Here is a 17,275-nt window from a genome sequence, read left to right on the forward strand (position 1 = left end):
ATCGACACCAAGAAGGCGGGATATTTCAGTATGCAAAAGTATCGATAGCCGTTCGACTGACAGCCGCACACCGCTCGACCAACACCGCACGCCACTGCCCCCGCTGCAGGCCCATGTCCGGCTTGAACGACGCGATCTCAGCGCCACTCGCCAGACCGTCGCGGCTGTCGTACGCGCCTCCAGCGACGCGCCCTCTCCTGGCAAGAGCCGGGATCGAGCTGGTGCAGCCTTGGGCACTCGACGAGCCGCTGCTGGATGGCGAGGCTGCACCGGGCAGCAGCGCGTCTTGTTACCAATCCCCAATGCCCAATCCCGAATCCCCGCCCCACCTGCACCGGACGCGGCCGAATGCCTACACTACGCAGATGTCCGAATCCCCCACTCCGCATCCCCGCCCTTCCCTGCAACGCGTGTTCCTGACCGGGTTGCTGACCCTGCTGCCGGTCTGGCTGACCTGGGTGGTGGTGAAGTTCGTCTTTTCACTGCTCTCAGGCATCAGCAGCCCGTGGGTGGTGCCATTGTCCGAGCGCATCGCTGCCTCGTTTCCCGATTACCTTGGCTGGATCAAGGCGCTTTGGGTGCAGAACACCATCGCCCTGGTCGCCACGGTGGGGGCGATCCTGTTCGTCGGCATCCTGAGCCGGCGGGTGATCGGCCAACGTTTGCTGCGCTGGTTCGAGGCGATCATGCGGCGCATCCCGCTGGCCAGCGTGGTCTATGAGAGCGCCCGCAAGTTGCTCGACATCCTGCAGACCCAGCCCGGCAGTACGCAGCGCGTGGTACTGATCGACTTCCCGCATCGCGATATGAAGTCGGTCGGCCTGGTCACGCGCGTGATCAAGGAGCAAGGCACCGGCCGCGAGCTGGCGGCGGTGTATGTGCCGACCACGCCCAACCCCACCTCCGGCTATCTGGAAATCGTGCCGGTCGAACTGCTCACGCCCACCGACTGGAGCGTGGACCAGGCGATGAGTTTCATCATCTCCGGTGGCGCGGTTGCGCCGGAGTCGGTTCCCTTCACCCGTACTGCGGATCGCTGAAGCCCATGACACACACGCGTACCCTCGACGATCGTGCGGTCCGCCTGTTCATTGCCTTGGCGGCATTCTTCTGCGTCAACGCGGCCCTGGCCGAGTTCATCGGCGTGAAGATCTTCGCGCTGGAAGACACGCTCGGCATCGCGCCGCTGAACTGGAACCTGTTCGGCCAGACCGGTTCGCTCAGTTTCACCGCCGGCACCTTGTTGTGGCCGGTGGTGTTCATCATGACCGACACCATCAACGAATTCTTCGGAAGCCGCGGGGTGCGTTTCATCTCGTGGGTGGCGGTGGCGCTGATCGGCTACGGCTTCGTGTTCGCATTTGCCGCCATCGCATTGGCGCCGGCAGGCTGGTGGGTGACCGCAGCGCAGAGCCAGGGCGTGCCCGACTACCAGGCCGCATTCGCGGCGGTGTTCGGGCAGGGCTTGTGGACGATCGGCGGCTCGCTGGTGGCCTTCCTGTTCGGCCAGTTGATCGACGTGTCGGTGTTCCATCGCATCCGCAAGGTCACCGGCGAAAAACACGTCTGGCTGCGTGCCACCGGCTCCACGGCGGTGTCGCAGTTGGTGGACAGCTTCGTGGTGATCTACATCGCCTTCGTGCTTGGCCCTCAGCATTGGTCCACCGACCAGTTCCTGGCGGTGAGCACACTCAACTACGTCTACAAGATGGGTTTTGCGATCGCCTTGATTCCACTGCTCTACCTCGCGCGCCGCGCCATCAGCGCATATCTGGGTGCCGAACGCGCCGAGCAGTTGCGCGAAGAAGCCGCTGCCGACTAGGAGCGGCCAACAGACCTAGCGAGCAGTCGTCGGCTGGCTGCGGACGGCGCACTCGGCATCGGAATACACACGCGTGCCCCTGTGGAGCCAAGTCGCGGCAGCGCCCGTCTGGCGGTGAGCACCGTCGTTGTGTTGGCGGCTCTTTGAGACGGCGCGGTGCCCACACGGTGCCTGACCAAGGCCGGCAGCACCCGTAGCAGCACGCTGCGCGACGGGTTATCGCAGCGCACCATTGCAGCCAGGCACCCTACCCTGCCCGTGCCGCATCTGAATTGCATGTGCGGCGCATGCGCCGCACGGCTGGCCGTAGCGGTGCGGATCGGGCAAGCTCCCCGCTCGCTTGTTTCCGGAGCCGGTAATGCCCCTCAGCTTTTCCCGCCTGCTGTCGCTGGCCCTCGCCGCTGTGTTGAGCCTGTCAGTGGCAGCGCCCGCCGATGCGGCCAAGAAGAAGACCGCCAAGGCACAGACCACGCAGACGCGCGCGAAGGCGAGCAAAGGCAAGAAGACCACCAAGCCGGCGGCCAAGGCCTCGAAGACGGCCAAAGGCAGCAAGGCCGCCAGGGCCAGGCCGCGCGCAGTGGCCGCGCCGGTGGTGTTGACCAAGGCGCAGCAGCTCAACCTGCTCTACGACCAGTACTGGGACGCTTCGCTCAAGCTCAACCCGCTGCAGGCGACCTTCCAGGGCGAGAGCCGCTACAACGACCAGTTGCCCAATTTCCTGTCGCCGGCGTTCCGCCAGCAGTCGCATGATTTCACCGTGCTGTGGCTGGGCAAGGCCGAGGCGCTGGGGCCGGACGGCCTGAGCGGGCAGGACCTGCTCAGCTACCAGATCTTCGTGCGCGATGCGCGCAGCGCCCTGGCGGCCGAGCAGTTCCCCAGCTGGATGCTGCCGATCAACCAGTTCTACAACATCGCCAGCATCACGGTGGTGCTGGGCTCGGGCACCGGCGCGCAGCCGTTCAAGACGGTCAAGGATTACGACAACTGGTCGCGGCGTGCGCTGGGCATTCCCGACCTGTTCGACCAGGCCATCACCAACATGCGCGCCGGCATGCAGGCCGGCGTGGTGCAGCCCAAGGTACTGATGCAGAAGGTATTGCCGCAGCTGGATGCGATCATCGCGCGCAGCGCCGAAGACAGCCTGTTCTGGGGGCCGATCCGCAACCTGCCGGCCGACATGCCCGAGGCCGACAAGCAGCGCCTCACCGCCGAGTACAAGCGGCTGATCGAAGTGCGCATCCTGCCGGCCTATCGCGCCCTGCGCGGTTTCATCGCCACCGAATACCTGCCTGCCTGCCGCGACAGCGATGGCCTGGCCGCGCTGCCCAACGGCGCGGCGTGGTACGCCTATGACGTGCGGCAAAGCACCACCTCCGACCTGAGCCCGGAGCAGATCCATCAGATCGGGCTGGAGGAGGTCGCGCGCCTGCAGGGCGAGATCACCGCGCTGACCAAGCAGGTCAAGTTCCGCGGCAACCTGCCCAAGTTCTACAAGTTCATGCAGACCGACAAGCGCTTCGGCTTCCGCAGCGACACCGAGCTGCTGGGGTATTACCGTGGCCTGCAGGGGCGCGTACAAGGCGCGGTGCCGCGGCTGTTCGCCCTGCAGGGCATCCCGGCGCTGGAAGTGCGCGCGGTGGAACCGCAACGCGCGCAATCGGCTGCCAGCGGCTCATACATGCGTCCCGGCGTCACCGGCAGCAATGGCGGCACGCCGGGCATCTTCTACGTCAACACCTCCGACCTGCCCTCGCGCAAGACCTGGGAAGCGGAGAGCCTGTACCTGCACGAAGCGATTCCGGGCCATCACTACCAGCTCGGGCTGCAGCAGCAGTTGACCGACCTGCCCAAGTTCCGCCGCCTCGGAGGCGAGACCGCCTACATCGAGGGCTGGGGGCTGTACGCCGAATCGCTGGGGCGCGAGTTGGGGCTGTATCAGGACCCCTACAACTACTACGGCTACCTGCAAAACGCATTGTGGCGCTCGATCCGGCTGGTTGCCGATACCGGCCTGCACAGCAAGGGCTGGACGCGGACCCAGGCCATCGACTACATGCTGGACAACTCGGCGATGAGCCGCACCGATGCCGAAGCCGAAGTCGACCGCTACATGGCCATCCCCGGCCAGGCGCTGGCCTACAAGGTCGGCGAGATGAAGATCGCGCAGCTGCGCGAGCAGGCCCAGCGCGAGCTGGGGCCGCGCTTCGACGTACGTGCCTTCCATACCGAAGTGCTCAAGGATGGCTCGGTGCCGCTGGAGATCCTGCAGGAAAAAGTGCAACGCTGGATCGCCACGCAAAAGGGCTGACCGCCGCGGGCTGCAGGCCGCGGCTGCGGCGCTTGGTATGCTGGAGGCTGTGCTAGCCATCCGCAGGCGGGGCGCCTGCGCTGCCGCCCACAGGACGTGTCCCGATGCCTTCTGACGATGACCGCACGCATGCCGCATCACCGCGCGAGATTCCCTCCCAGGCGCCCTTGCTGTCGCCCAGCCTGACCGAGCGTCTGCGCAACGGCCGGTGGTGGCGCAATCTGATCGGAGAGGCCGGCGCAGAGGTGTTCCGCGTGCAGCTCCCCACCGGCCCGGACGTTTTCCTCAAGCAGGCTGACGGCGACGACGCGCAGGCGCTGATCGACGAGATGGTTCGCCTGGCGTGGTTGTCGCGCCTGGATGCGGGCAACCTGCCGCCGGTGCCGGCCATCGTGCACGCCGAAACCATGGGCGGTCGCACCTGGTTGCTGACCAGCGCCATGCCGGGCCGCACTGCCTACGCCTGGCTGCAGGACGATCCCGGACGTGGCGTGGCCATCGTGCAGTCCCTGGCTGCAGCGCTGCGGCGCTGGCATGCGTTACCGGTGCACTGCTGCCCGTTCAACGCCGATCACATGCTGCGGCTGGCCCACGCCCGTCGACGCCTGGACGCCGGACTGATCGATGCCGACGATTTCGACGATGCCCGCGCCGGCTGGACGCCTGCGCAGGTCTGGGCGGCGATGCAGGCGCTGCTGCCGCTGCGGGCCGAGCGCGTGGTGACCCATGGCGACTATTCGCTGGACAACATCCTGCTCGATGCGCAAGGCCAGGTCACCGGCATCATCGATGTGGGCAAAGCCGGCATCGCCGATCCGTATCAGGACCTGGCCATCCTCTGGAACTGCCTGTCGGAGTTCGGCGCCGAGCTACAGCAGGCGCTGCTGACGGCCTATGCCACCGAGCTGGACCTACACCGTCTCACCTTCCACCTGTACCTGGACGAGTGCTTCTGACCGCCGGCTGCTCCTCCCGCCACGCGCCAGGCCTGCCACATCCGCTGCTCTGGATGGATGACCGCGCGAATCGAATCACGCCTGCGCCCGCGCGGCCGCCAACGCGGCGATATCGCGCGGAGTGGTGCGGCAGCAGCCGCCGATCAGGCGCGCGCCTGCAGACAGCCACTGCGCGTGCTGGTCTGCCAGACTGCAGGCAGGCGTATCGCCGGCATGCCAGCGTTTATCGCCAGCGTCGTAGTGCTCGCCCGAGTTGGGGTACACCACCAGCGGCAAGGCGGTCAGCGCCGACAGACTCTGCAATGCGGCGGTGACCCGATCCAGCGCAATGCAGTTGATCCCCACCGCGATCACCTGCGCGCACGCATCCAGCGCCGGAATCACCTGCGCCAACGGTGTGCCGTCGCTCAGATGATCGGCATCGCGCAACGTGAAAGAGAACCATGCATGCAATTGCGGAAATTCTTCCAGCAGCAGGCGTAACGCCACGATCTCGTTCGCCGAGGGCAGCGTCTCGCAGGCCAGCAGATCCACGCCCGCCTCCGCCAGCGCAGCGATGCGCGGGCGATGGAAGTCCATCAGTTGCGCCAAAGGCAACGTGTAGTCGCCGCGGTATTCCGAGCCATCGGCCAGATACGCGCCATACGGCCCGACCGACCCGGCCACCCATAACGGTGCATCCTGCGGTTGCACCTGCAGATGATCGGCGCGCGCCTGCGCGGCCAGGGCCACGCTGCGCGCGATCAACGCCTGCGATTGCGCCAGATCCAGGCCGCGCGCGGCAAATCCCAGCGGGGTGGCCTGATAACTGGCAGTGATCGCGCACTGCGCGCCGGCAGCGAAGTAGTCGCGATGCACCTGATAGATCAGCTCCGGTTGCTCCATCAGCACGCGCGCCGACCACAGCGCATCGTTGAGATCGCAGCCGCGTTGTTCCAGTTCGGTGGCAAGCGCGCCATCCAGCAGCACATACCCATCGTGCCGGAGCGCCGCACTGAAAGGCGCATCTGCGCGCGGCTGGCGGGAAGCGATCGTCATGCGTGCAGTCTCCTGGCTGCGAGCCATTGGGTCAGTGCATAGGCGCCGTAACACAGCGCCACGAACGGGATCCCGCACCACAGCGCGATGCGCTGCTGCGGGTCGAACGCCAGCCCGACACAGGCCAGCAGACAGAGCGTAAAGCCCAGGATCGGCGTCCACGGATACCACGGCGCGCGATAGGCCAGCGTCTCCACCCCGATTCCATCGCGCAGCAACTGTCGGCGAAAGCGGTAATGCGCCGCGCAGATGCTCAGCCATACCACGACCACCGCAAATCCCGAAACCGCCGAGATCGCAACGAAGACGGTATCGGCTGCATACACGCCGGTGAGCAAGGCCAGCAGGCCACCCAGCATGCTCAAGGCCAGTGCCGGCAACGGAATGCCGCGCCGGGTCAGGCGGGCAAGCCGCGCCGGCAGCGTGCCCTCGTTGGCCAGCGACCACAACATGCGCGCGGCCGCATACAGGCCCGAATTGGCCGCCGACAGGATCGCGGTCAGGATCACGGCGTTCAAGATTTCTGCCGCATACGGAATGCCCAGCAGCTCGAACGCACGCACGAAGGGACTTGTCTCCACCACCGCCTGGCTGGCCGGCAGCAGCGCGGCCAGCACCAGCACGGTCCCGACGAACAACACCACCAGCCGTACCAGGGTCGTGCGAATCGCCAAGGGAATCGCACGCGCCGGCTGCGCGGTTTCGCCGGCGGCCACGCCGATCAACTCCGTACCGGAGAACGCGAAATTGACCGCCACCATCGTCATCAGGATCGGCAAGGTGCCATGCGCAAACCAGCCATCGGCACGCAGATGCCGCAGCCCGGGTGCGGGCGAGCCATCGGCCAACGGCAGCAGGCCGACCACCGCCGCGCCACCCAGTACGATGAACACCAGGATCGTGATCACCTTGATCAACGAAAACCAGAATTCGCCCTCGGCAAACCAACGCGCCGACACCGTATTCAAGCCGAAGATCAGCGCACAGAACAACAGACACCATGGCCACGCCGGGCTATGCGGAAACCAGTACTGCATGCAGAACGCCGCGGCGGTGAGGCTTGAGCCCAATGCCACCGTCCAGGTCAGCCAGTACAACCATGCCACCACGTAGCCGGTGGCCGGCCCCAGATAACGTGCCGCATAGACATGAAATGCACCGGTCTGCGGCATCGCCACCGCCAGTTCGCCCAGGCACTGCATCACCAGATACACCACCAGCGCGCCGATCAGATAGGCGATCACCGTGCCCAACGCACCGGTGCTGGCGATGATGTAGCCGGTGTTGAAGAACAGCCCGGTGCCGATCACCCCGCCCAGCGAGAGCATCACCAGATGGCGCACCTGCATGCTGCGCTGGAACTGCGGCGTGGTGGCGGACGAGGGCTCGGGCATGGGCAGGCGTGGTGGGCGGCGCACCATCGTGCCATGCGCATGCATGGCGAGCACAGCCACGCGTTGGCGAGCTGTGACGCTGTACAAGCACTTCAGGCAGGTGCGGGTATGCTCGCGTGCCGATCCTGGACATCCACCATGTCTGACAAAGCTTACCCACGCCCACCGGCAATGCTGCCGACTCGCGCACGCTATGCGCCAGGTGCGCAGGCGCCGCACCGCCGCGCGCGGGATCTGCGCGCGGCGGTGACGGCGGTTGATCGAGGCCGGCAACGAGGCCTGCCGGTACCGCGGGGGTACGCAGCATGATGCTGGCCGGCATCCACCATGTGGCGATCATCGCGGGCGACTACGCGGCCTCCAAACAATTTTATTGCGAGATTCTCGGTCTGCGCGTGCTGGCCGAGCATTACCGCCAGGCACGCGATTCGTGGAAGCTGGATCTGGCGCTGCCCGACGGCAGCCAGATCGAGCTGTTCTCGTTCCCCAACGCTCCGCTGCGACCCAGCCGCCCGGAAGCACGCGGCCTGCGTCACCTGGCCTTTCGCGTAGAAGACCTGGATAGCGCAGTGACGCATCTCAACGCCCATGGCGTCATCACCGAAGACATCCGCATCGACGAATACACAGGACGCCGCTTCACCTTCTTCGCCGATCCGGACGATCTGCCACTGGAGCTGTACGAGGTCGGTTGAGGAACCACCACGCCGGGCATCGGCTCGACGCGCATCGGTTGCATCTCCACTCAGCGGCGCTTCGCGAATCGATCCTCCACATGACTTCCGGCCGATGCGGCGCCGCGGTAACGCAATGAAGATCTAAGCACCCCAGGACACAGGAACGTCCATGCTGCAGATTCGTGCGTTGTCCAAGACCTACGCCAATGGCGTGCATGCATTGCAAGGCGTCACGTTGGATATTCCTCGCGGCATGTTCGGACTGCTCGGTCCAAACGGGGCCGGCAAGTCGTCCTTGATGCGCACGCTGGCCACGTTGCAGGAACCCGATGCCGGCAGCGTCAGCCTCGGCTGCGCCGATGGCAGCAGCATCGACGTGCTCAGGGACAAGGACGCATTGCGCCGCCGGCTCGGCTATCTGCCGCAGGATTTCGGCGTGTACCCGAAGGTCAGTGCGCTGGACATGCTCGATCATTTCGCCGTGCTCAAAGGGCTGACCAACCGTGCACAGCGCAAGGAGGTGGTCGAACGTTTGCTGCAGCAGGTCAATCTGTGGGACGCGCGCAAGCGCAAGCTGGGCACCTATTCCGGCGGCATGCGCCAACGCTTCGGCATTGCGCAGGCGCTGCTGGGCAACCCGCAGCTGGTCATCGTCGACGAACCCACCGCCGGGCTGGACCCGGAAGAGCGCAACCGTTTCTTGAACCTGCTGGCCGAAATCGGCGAGAACGTGGTGGTGATCCTGTCCACCCACATCGTCGAAGACGTCACCGACCTGTGCCCGACGATGGCCATCATGAACAAGGGGCAGGTGCTGCTGACCGGGAAGCCAGCCGATGCGATCGACATGCTCAACCAGCAGGTCTGGCGCAAACAGGTCAGCAAGAACACCTTGCCCGATTACGAAGCGCGCTTCACCGTCCTGTCCACGCGCCTGATCGCCGGGCATCCGGTCATCCACGTGTTCAGCGCGGACTGTCCGGAGCCGGGCTTCGAACAAGTCGCGCCCGATCTTGAGGATGTCTATTTCCAGCGCCTGCGCAAGCAAGCGCTGGCTGCCTGACGGAGCGCGGCCATGATCCTGGCGTTCCTGCGCTTCGAGCTGCGCGAACAGCTGCGCTCGCCCTTTTTGTGGTTGCTGGCCGGGCTGTACGCCTTGCTGGCCTTCGCCGCACTCTCCAGCGATGCCGTGCAGATCGGTGGTGGCATCGGCAATGTGCTGCGCAACGCGCCGACCGTCATCGCCAGCGTCCTGGCGATCTTCAGTCTGCTCGGTCTGCTGGTGGCTGCCTTGTTCGTCAGCAACGCGTTGCTGCGCGATTTCGAGCTGGGCACTGCGGAGCTGGTATTCTCCACACCGGTGCGCCGCCGTGATTACCTGGTCGGCCGGATCGGTGCGGCACTGATCGCCGGCACGGTGATGTATCTGGTGATCGCACTGGGCATGTTCGTGGCGCAGTTCATGCCGTGGATCGACCAGGCGCGGCTGGGGCCGGTCACGCTGCTGCCATACCTGTGGTCGCTGCTGGTGCTGGTGCTGCCCAACCTGCTGTTCACCACCGCGCTGCTGTCGGTGCTGGCGGTGACCACGCGCAGCATCCTGTGGGTCTACATCGGCGTCATCGTGTTTTTCGTGCTGTACGGCGTGAGCCGTGCGCTGCTGGCCGATCTGGACAACGTCTGGCTCGCGACCCTGTCCGATCCACTCGGCATCCGCGCACTGTCGCAGACATTGCGCTATTGGTCGGCCGAACAACGCAACCTGCAGCTCCCTCCGTTGACCGGTTACCTGCTCGCCAATCGCGCCCTGTGGCTGGGCATGAGCGGGCTGTTGTTCGCGGCGACCTTCGCACTGTTTCGCACCGAACGTAGCGGCACGCGTCGTCGCCGCGGCGTGGCGCCTGCTGCATCCACCAGCGCACAGGCAGCCAGCGTGCGCGTCACCACCACCCGCCTCACCGTGACACCCGCCTTCACCGCTACCACCGCGTTTGAGCAACTGCTGCGTCAGATCCGTTTCGATACGCTCGGCGTGCTGCGCAGCGCGCCGTTCGTGGTGCTGCTGATCCTGGGCCTGGCCAACTTCATCCCGACCGCACTGTTCAATGCGCGCCTGTACGGTACCGCCGTGCTGCCGGTCACCTCGCTGATGCTGCAAGCGCAGCAGAACAGCTACAGTTTTCTGCTGATCATCGTGGTGCTGTTCTACGCCGGCGAACTGGTGTGGAAGGAGCGCAGCAACCGCATCGACGGCATCACCGATGCCATGCCGGTGCCGGACTGGGTTCCCCTGCTTGGCAAGTTCGTGGCCTTGCTGGCAGTGATCGCCAGCTTCCAGCTCGCCGGCGCGTTGACCTCGATCGCGCTGCAACTTGGCCGCGGCTACACCACCATCGAGCCGCTGCTGTATCTGAAGACCCTGGCGCTTGGCTCGGTACTGTATGTACTGATGGGCGGCATGGCGCTGGTGCTGCAGGTACTGAGCAACAACAAGTTCGTCGGCTACGCGTTGCTGATGCTGGTATTGATCGGGCAATCGGCGTTGTCGCTGCTGGATTACACACAGAATCTGTACAACTTCGGAGGCTGGCCCAACGCGCCGTATTCGGACATGAACGGCTTCGGCCACTTCCTGCCCGGGCAGTTGTGGTTCCAGGGCTATTGGGGCGTCTTCCTGCTGACCTTGTTGCTGCTGTCCTCGGCGTTGTGGCCACGCGGCGTCGGCCATGGACTGCATCAGCGGGGGCGCCTGGCAGTGCAGCGCTTGCGCAGCGCGACCGGCGTGGCATTGGCGGTCAGCCTGCTCGGCTTTGCGGCGATCGGCGGTTGGTTGTACTGGAACACCAACGTCTACAACAGTTTCCTGTCGCCGGAGCAGCAGCTGGACCTGCAAGCGCGCTACGAGCGTGCGTACAGCAAGTACAAGGACCTGCCGCAGCCGCGCATCATTGCCGTGGATAACCATGTCGACCTGCATCCGGAAACGCAATCGGTCGTGATCGATGCCACCTGGACCGTGCGCAATTCCCACAGCGCGCCGATCAGCGAAGTGCATCTCGGCATGCAGGGACGCACTGGCGACCGTAGCCTGGTCAACGTGGATCTGGGCGGGCAGACGCTGATCACCCACGATAGTCCGGCCGGCTACCGCATCTACCGTTTGCAGCGCCCGCTGCAACCCGGCGAAGAGCGCGTGTTCCGCTTCCGCGTGGACCAGCATCCGCATGGCATTACCGCCGGGCAGGCACAGACCGATCTGGTCGCCAACGGCAGTTTCTTCAATAGCCAGGTATTGCCCTGGTTCGGCTACAACAGCCAAACCGAGATCACCGACCGCAACGATCGCCGCAAGCGTGGTCTGGGCGAGCCCACGCGCATGCCTAAACTGGAAGACCAGGCCGCACGCGCCAACACCTACGTCAGCGACGATGCCGACTGGCTCAGCTTCGCCAGCACCATCTGCACCGCACCGGACCAGATTGCGCTGGCGCCGGGCTATCTGCAGAAAGAATTCCAGCAGGCTGGCAGGCGCTGCTTCCGCTATGTCATGGATCGCCCGATGTTGAACTTCTATGCGTACCTGTCGGCGCGCTGGCAGGTGCGCAAGGCCTACTACAAGAAGATTCCGATCGAGATCTATTACGACCCCAAGCACCCCTACAACGTGCAACGCATGATCGAGAGCGTGCAGAAATCGCTGGCCTATTACGAGGCCAATTTCACCCCGTACCAGCATCATCAGGTGCGCATCATCGAGTTCCCGGGCTATGCGGGGTTTGCGCAGTCGTTCGCCAATACCATTCCCTACTCCGAATCGATCGGTTTCATCGCCGACCTGCGCGACAAGGACGACATCGACTACGTGTTCTACGTGACCGCGCATGAAGTGGCGCACCAGTGGTGGGCGCATCAGGTGATCGGTGCGAATGTGCAGGGTGCCACGCTGCTGTCCGAATCGCTGGCGCAGTACTCGGCGCTGATGGTGATGGAGCGCGAGTACGGGCGTGCGCACATGCGCCGCTTCCTCAAGTACGAACTGGACCGCTATCTGGAGGGTCGCGGCGGCGAAACTGTCGATGAGCAGCCGTTGTACCGGGTGGAGAACCAGCAATACATCCACTACCGCAAGGGATCGCTGGCGTTCTACCGCCTGCGCGACGAGATCGGCGAGCAGGCGCTCAATCGCGCGTTGCAGCGTTTCCTGCAGGCCAAGGCGTTTCAGCAACCGCCCTACACCACCTCGGCCGAATTGCTGCAGGCCATTCGTGCCGAGGCTCGCCCCGACCAGCAGGCAATGATCACCGACCTGTTCGAGAAGATCACCTTCTACGACAACCGTGTGGTGAGCGCACAGGCCCGCAAGCGGCCGGATGGACGCTTCGATGTGACCGTGCAGGCGCAGGCGGCCAAGCTGCAGGCCGATGGCCGCGGCAAGGAGCATGCGGTGCCGATGGACGACTGGATCGAGGTCGGGATCTACGGTTTGCCCGCCGGCAAGAACGCGCAGGCGCCGGTGTTGGCGCTGCAGCGGCAGCACGTCACCAGCGCCACGCCCAGCTTCACCCTGATCGTCGACGCCCTGCCCATCGAAGCCGGCTTCGATCCCGACAACAAGCTGATCGACCGGGTGCCGGACGACAATCGCAAGCGGGTGACGCTGCAATAGCAGGCAATCGCGGTCACTGGCCAGTGATCGCCGGTCGGCCGGGACCGGCGACGCGCAGCCAGCGACTGCAAGCGAGCCGAACAAGCTCGCAACGGCCGATGTGACGACGCGCCCTGCGCGCGTCGTCGACTCGGTCGCAGCGAACGGACTGCGTTCATCCGTCCCCCCGGATGTCGGACAACGCACGTCGCACGACAGGATTTGCCGACTTAGCGCCGGCCCGCACGCGGTCAGCCTGCGCAGCCGGCGCTCTCGGTGGAGTCGGCCCAGTCACGGCAGCGCCGCCGCGCGGCATGAACGCATCCCGCAGCGCGTCTTTCCCGCACCATACCCCACGGTATACATTCGCCATCAGGCCGCCGACGGCGGCCACAGCAATCCCTGGGAGGGGACACATGCGCAAGACCTTCAAGACCCTGATGGTGGCCCTGCCGCTGGCCGCCGCTTCGCTGCTGGCCCAGGCGTCCGATTCGCCGGTGGGCCGCTGGAAGACCATCGACGACGAGACCGGCAAGCCCAAGTCGGTGGTGCAGATCGAACAGGCCGCCAACGGCACGCTGAGCGGCAAGGTGGTCGAGATCCTGCAGTCCAACCATGGGCCCAACCCGACCTGCGACAAGTGCAATGGTGCGCTGAAGGGCAAGCCGATCAAGGGCATGACCATCCTGTGGGGCCTCAAGGCCGACGGCACCGCCGTATGGGATGGTGGCTCGGTGCTGGACCCGGCCAAGGGCAAGACCTACAAGGCCAAGATCACCTTGACCGAAGGCGGCAAGAAGCTGCAGATGCGCGGCTACGTCGGCATCGAGGCGTTGGGCCGTACTCAGACCTGGGTGCGTGAGTAGCTGGGATTGGGGAGTCGGGATTCGCAAGAGCGGGCGTCCTTCGGGACGCCTTTTTTTGTGCGTCGGCGCATTTTGAGGGCTTGTCCTATTGGGCGGGATCACCGGCTGCGGGTGCCGCAGACATGGCTAACGCCGCGCGTCTGGACAGGCAGGCAGCCTGATCCTGCTTTGACGAATCCCCAATCTCCAAGCCCCAATCCCGGCTCCCGACTAATGCGATAATCCGCTGTCCCCCGCATCACGCCTGCCATGACCCGCACCGCACTCGTCACCACCGCCTTGCCGTATGCCAACGGGCCGCTGCATCTTGGCCATCTGGTCGGCTATATCCAGGCCGACATCTGGGTGCGTGCGCGCCGCCTGCGCGGCGACAAGACCTGGTTCGTCTGCGCCGACGACACCCATGGCACGCCGATCATGCTGGCGGCCGAGAAGGCCGGAGTGACCCCGGAAGCCTTCATCGCCAACATCCAGGCCAGCCATGAGCGCGATTTCGCCGCGTTCGGGGTGACCTTCGACCATTACGACTCGACCAATTCGCCGGTCAACCGCGAGCTGACCGAGGCCTTCTACGCCAAGCTGGAAGCGGCCGGCCACATCAGCCGTCGCTCGGTTGCGCAGTTCTACGACCCGGCCAAGGGCATGTTCCTGCCTGACCGCTACATCAAGGGCATCTGCCCCAACTGCGGCAGCGCCGATCAGTACGGCGACAACTGCGAGGTCTGCGGTGCCACCTATGCGCCAACCGAGTTGAAGGAGCCCAGGTCGGTGATTTCCGGCGCCACGCCGGAGTTGCGCGATTCGGAGCATTTCTTCTTCGAGGTGGGCCATTTCGACGGCTTTTTGCGCGAGTGGCTGGCCGGCGATGTGGCCTTGCCCGGCGTCAAGGCCAAGCTCAAGGAGTGGCTGGATACCGAAGGCGGCCTGCGCGCCTGGGACATCTCGCGCGATGCGCCGTACTTCGGTTTCCAGATTCCCGGCCAGCCGGGCAAGTATTTCTACGTGTGGCTGGATGCGCCGATCGGCTACCTGTGCAGCTTCAAGACGCTGTGCGCACAGATGGGCGAAGACTTCGACGCGCATCTGGTCGCCGGCACGCAGACCGAGCTGCATCACTTCATCGGCAAGGACATCGTCAATTTCCACGGCCTGTTCTGGCCGGCGGTGCTGCACGGCACCGGCCATCGCGCGCCCACGCGCCTGCACGTCAACGGCTATCTGACCGTGGACGGCGCCAAGATGTCCAAGTCGCGCGGTACCTTCGTGATGGCGCGGACCTTCCTGGACGTGGGCCTGGAGCCGGAGGCGCTGCGCTATTACTTCGCGGCCAAATCCTCCGGCGGGGTGGACGACCTGGACCTCAACCTGGGCGACTTCATTGCGCGGGTGAATGCCGATCTGGTCGGCAAGTTCGTCAACCTGGCCAGCCGCTGCGCGGGCTTCATCGGCAAGCGCTTCGACGGCAAGCTGGCCGATGCGCTGCCCGATCCGGCGCAGTACGACCGCTTCGTCGCCGCGTTGGCGCCGATCCGCGAGGCCTACGAGCGCAACGACGCGGCCAGCGCGATCCGCCAGACCATGGCGCTGGCCGACGAGGCCAACAAGTACATCGACGACACCAAGCCGTGGGTGATCGCCAAGCAGGAGGGCGCCGATGCGCAGCTGCAATCGGTGTGCACGCAGGGCCTGAACCTGTTCCGCATCCTGGTTGCGGCACTCAAGCCGATCCTGCCGCGCACCTGTGCCGAGGCCGAGGCCTTCCTGTCGGCGCCCATGACCAGTTGGGAAGACGTGGAGCGCCCGCTCACCGCGCACACGATCCAGCCCTATACCGCCCTGTTCACCCGTATCGACCCCAAACAGATCGACGCCATGACCGACGCCTCAAAAGACACACTCGCCGCGCCTGCAGCCCCGGCTGCGGCCACCGTCAACGCTGCAAAGGCGGCTAAAACCGATGCAAAGGCGGCTATGCCGGCCAATTCCCCTGCCTCCGTCTCGAATACAGGTCTTATTGGCATCGACGACTTCGCCAAGCTCGACCTGCGTATCGGCAAGGTGCTGGTGTGCGAATTCGTGGAAGGCTCCGACAAGCTGCTGCGCTTCGAACTGGATGCCGGCGAGCTGGGCAAGCGGCAGATCTTCTCGGGCATCCGTGGCAGCTACGGCGAACCGGAGACATTGGTGGGCCGCAGCGTGGTATTCATCGCCAACCTGGCCCCGCGCAAGATGCGCTTCGGCATCAGCGAAGGCATGATCCTGTCGGCCGGTTTCGACGGCGGCGCCCTGGCGCTGCTGGATGCCGATGGTGGCGCCCAGCCGGGCATGCCTGTGCGGTGACGCGGGATTGGGGAGTCGGGATTGGAAGTTCGGGATTCGTAGAAGCCGGAACCGATTGTTGAGGGAGACCTGACCCGCTTGCTTGGCGCGTCCCCTCATCCGCCCCTGCGGGGCACCTTCTCCCGCAAGCGGGAGAAGGGAAGATTCCAGAGCGCTTCTCGCGATAGGAGAAGGGGAAGATTCCAGAGCCCTTCTCCCGCCGGGAGGGGGTTGGGGTGAGGGTACGGGGCGAAGCACCGGTAACGTGCCATCCACGCTTGGCTGCGCAAGTCCCCTCCTCGGCCCCTGCGGGGCACCTTCTCCCGCAAGCGGGAGAAGGGAAGATTCCAGAGCGCTTCTCCCGATAGGAGAAGGGGAAGATTCCAGAGCCCCTCTCCCGCCGGGAGAGGGGTTGGGGTGAGGGTACGGGGCGAAGCCCTGGTAACGTCCACCTGCGCGTGGCTGCGCAACTCCCCTCATCCGCCCCTGCGGGGCACCTTCTCCCGCATGCGGGAGAAGGGAAGATTCCAGAGCGCTTCTCCCGATAGGAGAAGAGGAGGATTCCAGAGCCCCTCTCCCGCCTTCAGGAGAAGCGAACAATCAGTCACCACGCTTTTACAATCCCCAATCCCGACTCCCCAATCCCCGCCCGCATGCACCTGGCCCTGTTCGACTTCGACCACACCATCACCACCTGCGATACCTATGCGCGCTTCCTGCGCAAGGTCGCCACGCCCGCGCAGCTGGCGTCGGCAAAGTGGCAGGTCGGTCCGTGGGTGCTGGGCTATCGGCTGGGCATGGTGTCCGCCGCCGCGCTGCGCGCGCGCGTGACGCGCATGGTGTTCAGCGGCCGTGCGCTGGAGGAGATGAGCGCGCACGGCGTGGACTACGCACGCAGCGCACTGCCGGGCGTGCTGCGTGCAGAGATGATGCAGCATATCGACTGGCACCAGGCGCAAGGGCATGAGGTGGTGCTGGTGTCGGCATCGGTGGATCTGTATCTGCAGCCGTGGTGCGCGCAGCATGGGCTGTCGCTGATCTGCAACCGGCTGGACCACAGCGACGGCCGCCTGAGCGGACGGTATGCCGACGGCGATTGCGGACCGCACAAGGCCGCGCAGATCCGCGCGCGCTATGACCTGTCGCAGTACGACTGCGTGCACGCCTACGGCGACAGCCGCGAAGACAAGCCGATGCTGGCACTGGCGCAACAGCGCTGGTATCGCGGCAATCCGCTGCACTGATCGCGC

12 protein-coding genes are annotated in these 17,275 nt (G+C 65.2%); 10 read left to right on the forward strand and 2 right to left on the reverse strand.

Going from position 1 to position 17,275, the window contains the following annotated elements; translation table 11 throughout:
- The first annotated feature begins 365 nt into the window (after nt 1-365).
- From Y887_RS03635 to Y887_RS03650, 4 genes are all read left to right on the forward strand, one after another.
- Nucleotides 366-1,040, forward strand: a complete 675-nt coding sequence (locus Y887_RS03635) for a DUF502 domain-containing protein (protein WP_046963055.1) — start codon at nt 366-368, stop codon at nt 1,038-1,040.
- 5 nt (nt 1,041-1,045) lie between these two features.
- Nucleotides 1,046-1,822 carry a queuosine precursor transporter gene (locus Y887_RS03640; protein WP_046963056.1) on the forward strand — a complete coding sequence of 259 codons (777 nt, stop codon included), beginning with the start codon at nt 1,046-1,048 and terminating at the stop codon, nt 1,820-1,822.
- Nucleotides 1,823-2,180: 358 nt separating this feature from the next.
- Nucleotides 2,181-4,130: a DUF885 domain-containing protein gene (locus tag Y887_RS03645; protein WP_046963057.1), complete on the forward strand. Its 1,950-nt coding sequence runs from the start codon at nt 2,181-2,183 to the stop codon at nt 4,128-4,130.
- 104 nt (nt 4,131-4,234) lie between these two features.
- Nucleotides 4,235-5,086 carry an APH(3') family aminoglycoside O-phosphotransferase gene (locus Y887_RS03650; RefSeq protein WP_046963058.1) on the forward strand — a complete coding sequence of 284 codons (852 nt, stop codon included), beginning with the start codon at nt 4,235-4,237 and terminating at the stop codon, nt 5,084-5,086.
- Nucleotides 5,087-5,161: 75 nt separating this feature from the next.
- Here Y887_RS03650 and mmuM read toward each other — a convergent pair whose 3' ends face one another.
- Complete coding sequence (mmuM, locus tag Y887_RS03655) at nt 5,162-6,124, reverse strand: homocysteine S-methyltransferase (protein WP_046963059.1); 963 nt, start codon at nt 6,122-6,124, stop codon at nt 5,162-5,164.
- On the reverse strand, nt 6,121-7,518 hold the full coding sequence (mmuP, locus tag Y887_RS03660; RefSeq protein ID WP_046963096.1) for an S-methylmethionine permease: 1,398 nt from the start codon (nt 7,516-7,518) through the stop codon (nt 6,121-6,123). The genes mmuM and mmuP overlap by 4 nt, the downstream gene beginning before the upstream one ends.
- Nucleotides 7,519-7,823: 305 nt before the next feature.
- Here mmuP and gloA2 point away from each other — a divergent pair, with 305 nt between their 5' ends.
- From gloA2 to Y887_RS03690, 6 genes are all read left to right on the forward strand, one after another.
- Entirely contained in the window at nt 7,824-8,213 is a 390-nt protein-coding gene (gene gloA2, locus Y887_RS03665; protein WP_046963060.1) for an SMU1112c/YaeR family gloxylase I-like metalloprotein, read from the forward strand.
- 151 nt (nt 8,214-8,364) lie between these two features.
- Complete coding sequence (locus Y887_RS03670; RefSeq protein WP_046963061.1) at nt 8,365-9,258, forward strand: ABC transporter ATP-binding protein; 894 nt, start codon at nt 8,365-8,367, stop codon at nt 9,256-9,258.
- 12 nt (nt 9,259-9,270) lie between these two features.
- A complete protein-coding gene (locus Y887_RS03675) occupies nt 9,271-12,861 on the forward strand; it encodes an ABC transporter permease/M1 family aminopeptidase (RefSeq protein ID WP_046963062.1) in 3,591 nt (1,196 codons plus the stop codon).
- Nucleotides 12,862-13,256: 395 nt separating this feature from the next.
- On the forward strand, nt 13,257-13,706 hold the full coding sequence (locus Y887_RS03680; protein WP_046963063.1) for a DUF2147 domain-containing protein: 450 nt from the start codon (nt 13,257-13,259) through the stop codon (nt 13,704-13,706).
- A gap of 249 nt (nt 13,707-13,955) precedes the next feature.
- Complete coding sequence (gene metG / locus Y887_RS03685) at nt 13,956-16,046, forward strand: methionine--tRNA ligase (RefSeq protein ID WP_046963064.1); 2,091 nt, start codon at nt 13,956-13,958, stop codon at nt 16,044-16,046.
- 632 nt (nt 16,047-16,678) lie between these two features.
- The gene (locus Y887_RS03690; protein WP_046963065.1) at nt 16,679-17,269 is read left to right on the forward strand and encodes an HAD family hydrolase; all 591 of its coding nucleotides are present in this window, start codon (nt 16,679-16,681) and stop codon (nt 17,267-17,269) included.
- The last annotated feature ends 6 nt before the right edge of the window (nt 17,270-17,275 follow it).

Origin of the sequence: Xanthomonas pisi DSM 18956 (assembly GCF_001010415.1) — a bacterium.
Classification (GTDB): Bacteria; Pseudomonadota; Gammaproteobacteria; order Xanthomonadales; family Xanthomonadaceae; genus Xanthomonas; species Xanthomonas pisi.

Bases quoted from the DNA above. Each gene is read 5' to 3' on its own strand.
- Y887_RS03635 (WP_046963055.1), top strand. From the start codon at position 366: ATGTCCGAATCCCCCACTCCGCATCCCCGCCCTTCCCTGCAACGCGTG.
- Y887_RS03640 (WP_046963056.1), top strand. From the start codon at position 1,046: ATGACACACACGCGTACCCTCGACGATCGTGCGGTCCGCCTGTTCATT.
- Y887_RS03645 (WP_046963057.1), top strand. From the start codon at position 2,181: ATGCCCCTCAGCTTTTCCCGCCTGCTGTCGCTGGCCCTCGCCGCTGTG.
- Y887_RS03650 (WP_046963058.1), top strand. From the start codon at position 4,235: ATGCCTTCTGACGATGACCGCACGCATGCCGCATCACCGCGCGAGATT.
- mmuM (WP_046963059.1), bottom strand. From the start codon at position 6,124: ATGACGATCGCTTCCCGCCAGCCGCGCGCAGATGCGCCTTTCAGTGCG.
- mmuP (WP_046963096.1), bottom strand. From the start codon at position 7,518: ATGCCCGAGCCCTCGTCCGCCACCACGCCGCAGTTCCAGCGCAGCATG.
- gloA2 (WP_046963060.1), top strand. From the start codon at position 7,824: ATGATGCTGGCCGGCATCCACCATGTGGCGATCATCGCGGGCGACTAC.
- Y887_RS03670 (WP_046963061.1), top strand. From the start codon at position 8,365: ATGCTGCAGATTCGTGCGTTGTCCAAGACCTACGCCAATGGCGTGCAT.
- Y887_RS03675 (WP_046963062.1), top strand. From the start codon at position 9,271: ATGATCCTGGCGTTCCTGCGCTTCGAGCTGCGCGAACAGCTGCGCTCG.
- Y887_RS03680 (WP_046963063.1), top strand. From the start codon at position 13,257: ATGCGCAAGACCTTCAAGACCCTGATGGTGGCCCTGCCGCTGGCCGCC.
- metG (WP_046963064.1), top strand. From the start codon at position 13,956: ATGACCCGCACCGCACTCGTCACCACCGCCTTGCCGTATGCCAACGGG.
- Y887_RS03690 (WP_046963065.1), top strand. From the start codon at position 16,679: ATGCACCTGGCCCTGTTCGACTTCGACCACACCATCACCACCTGCGAT.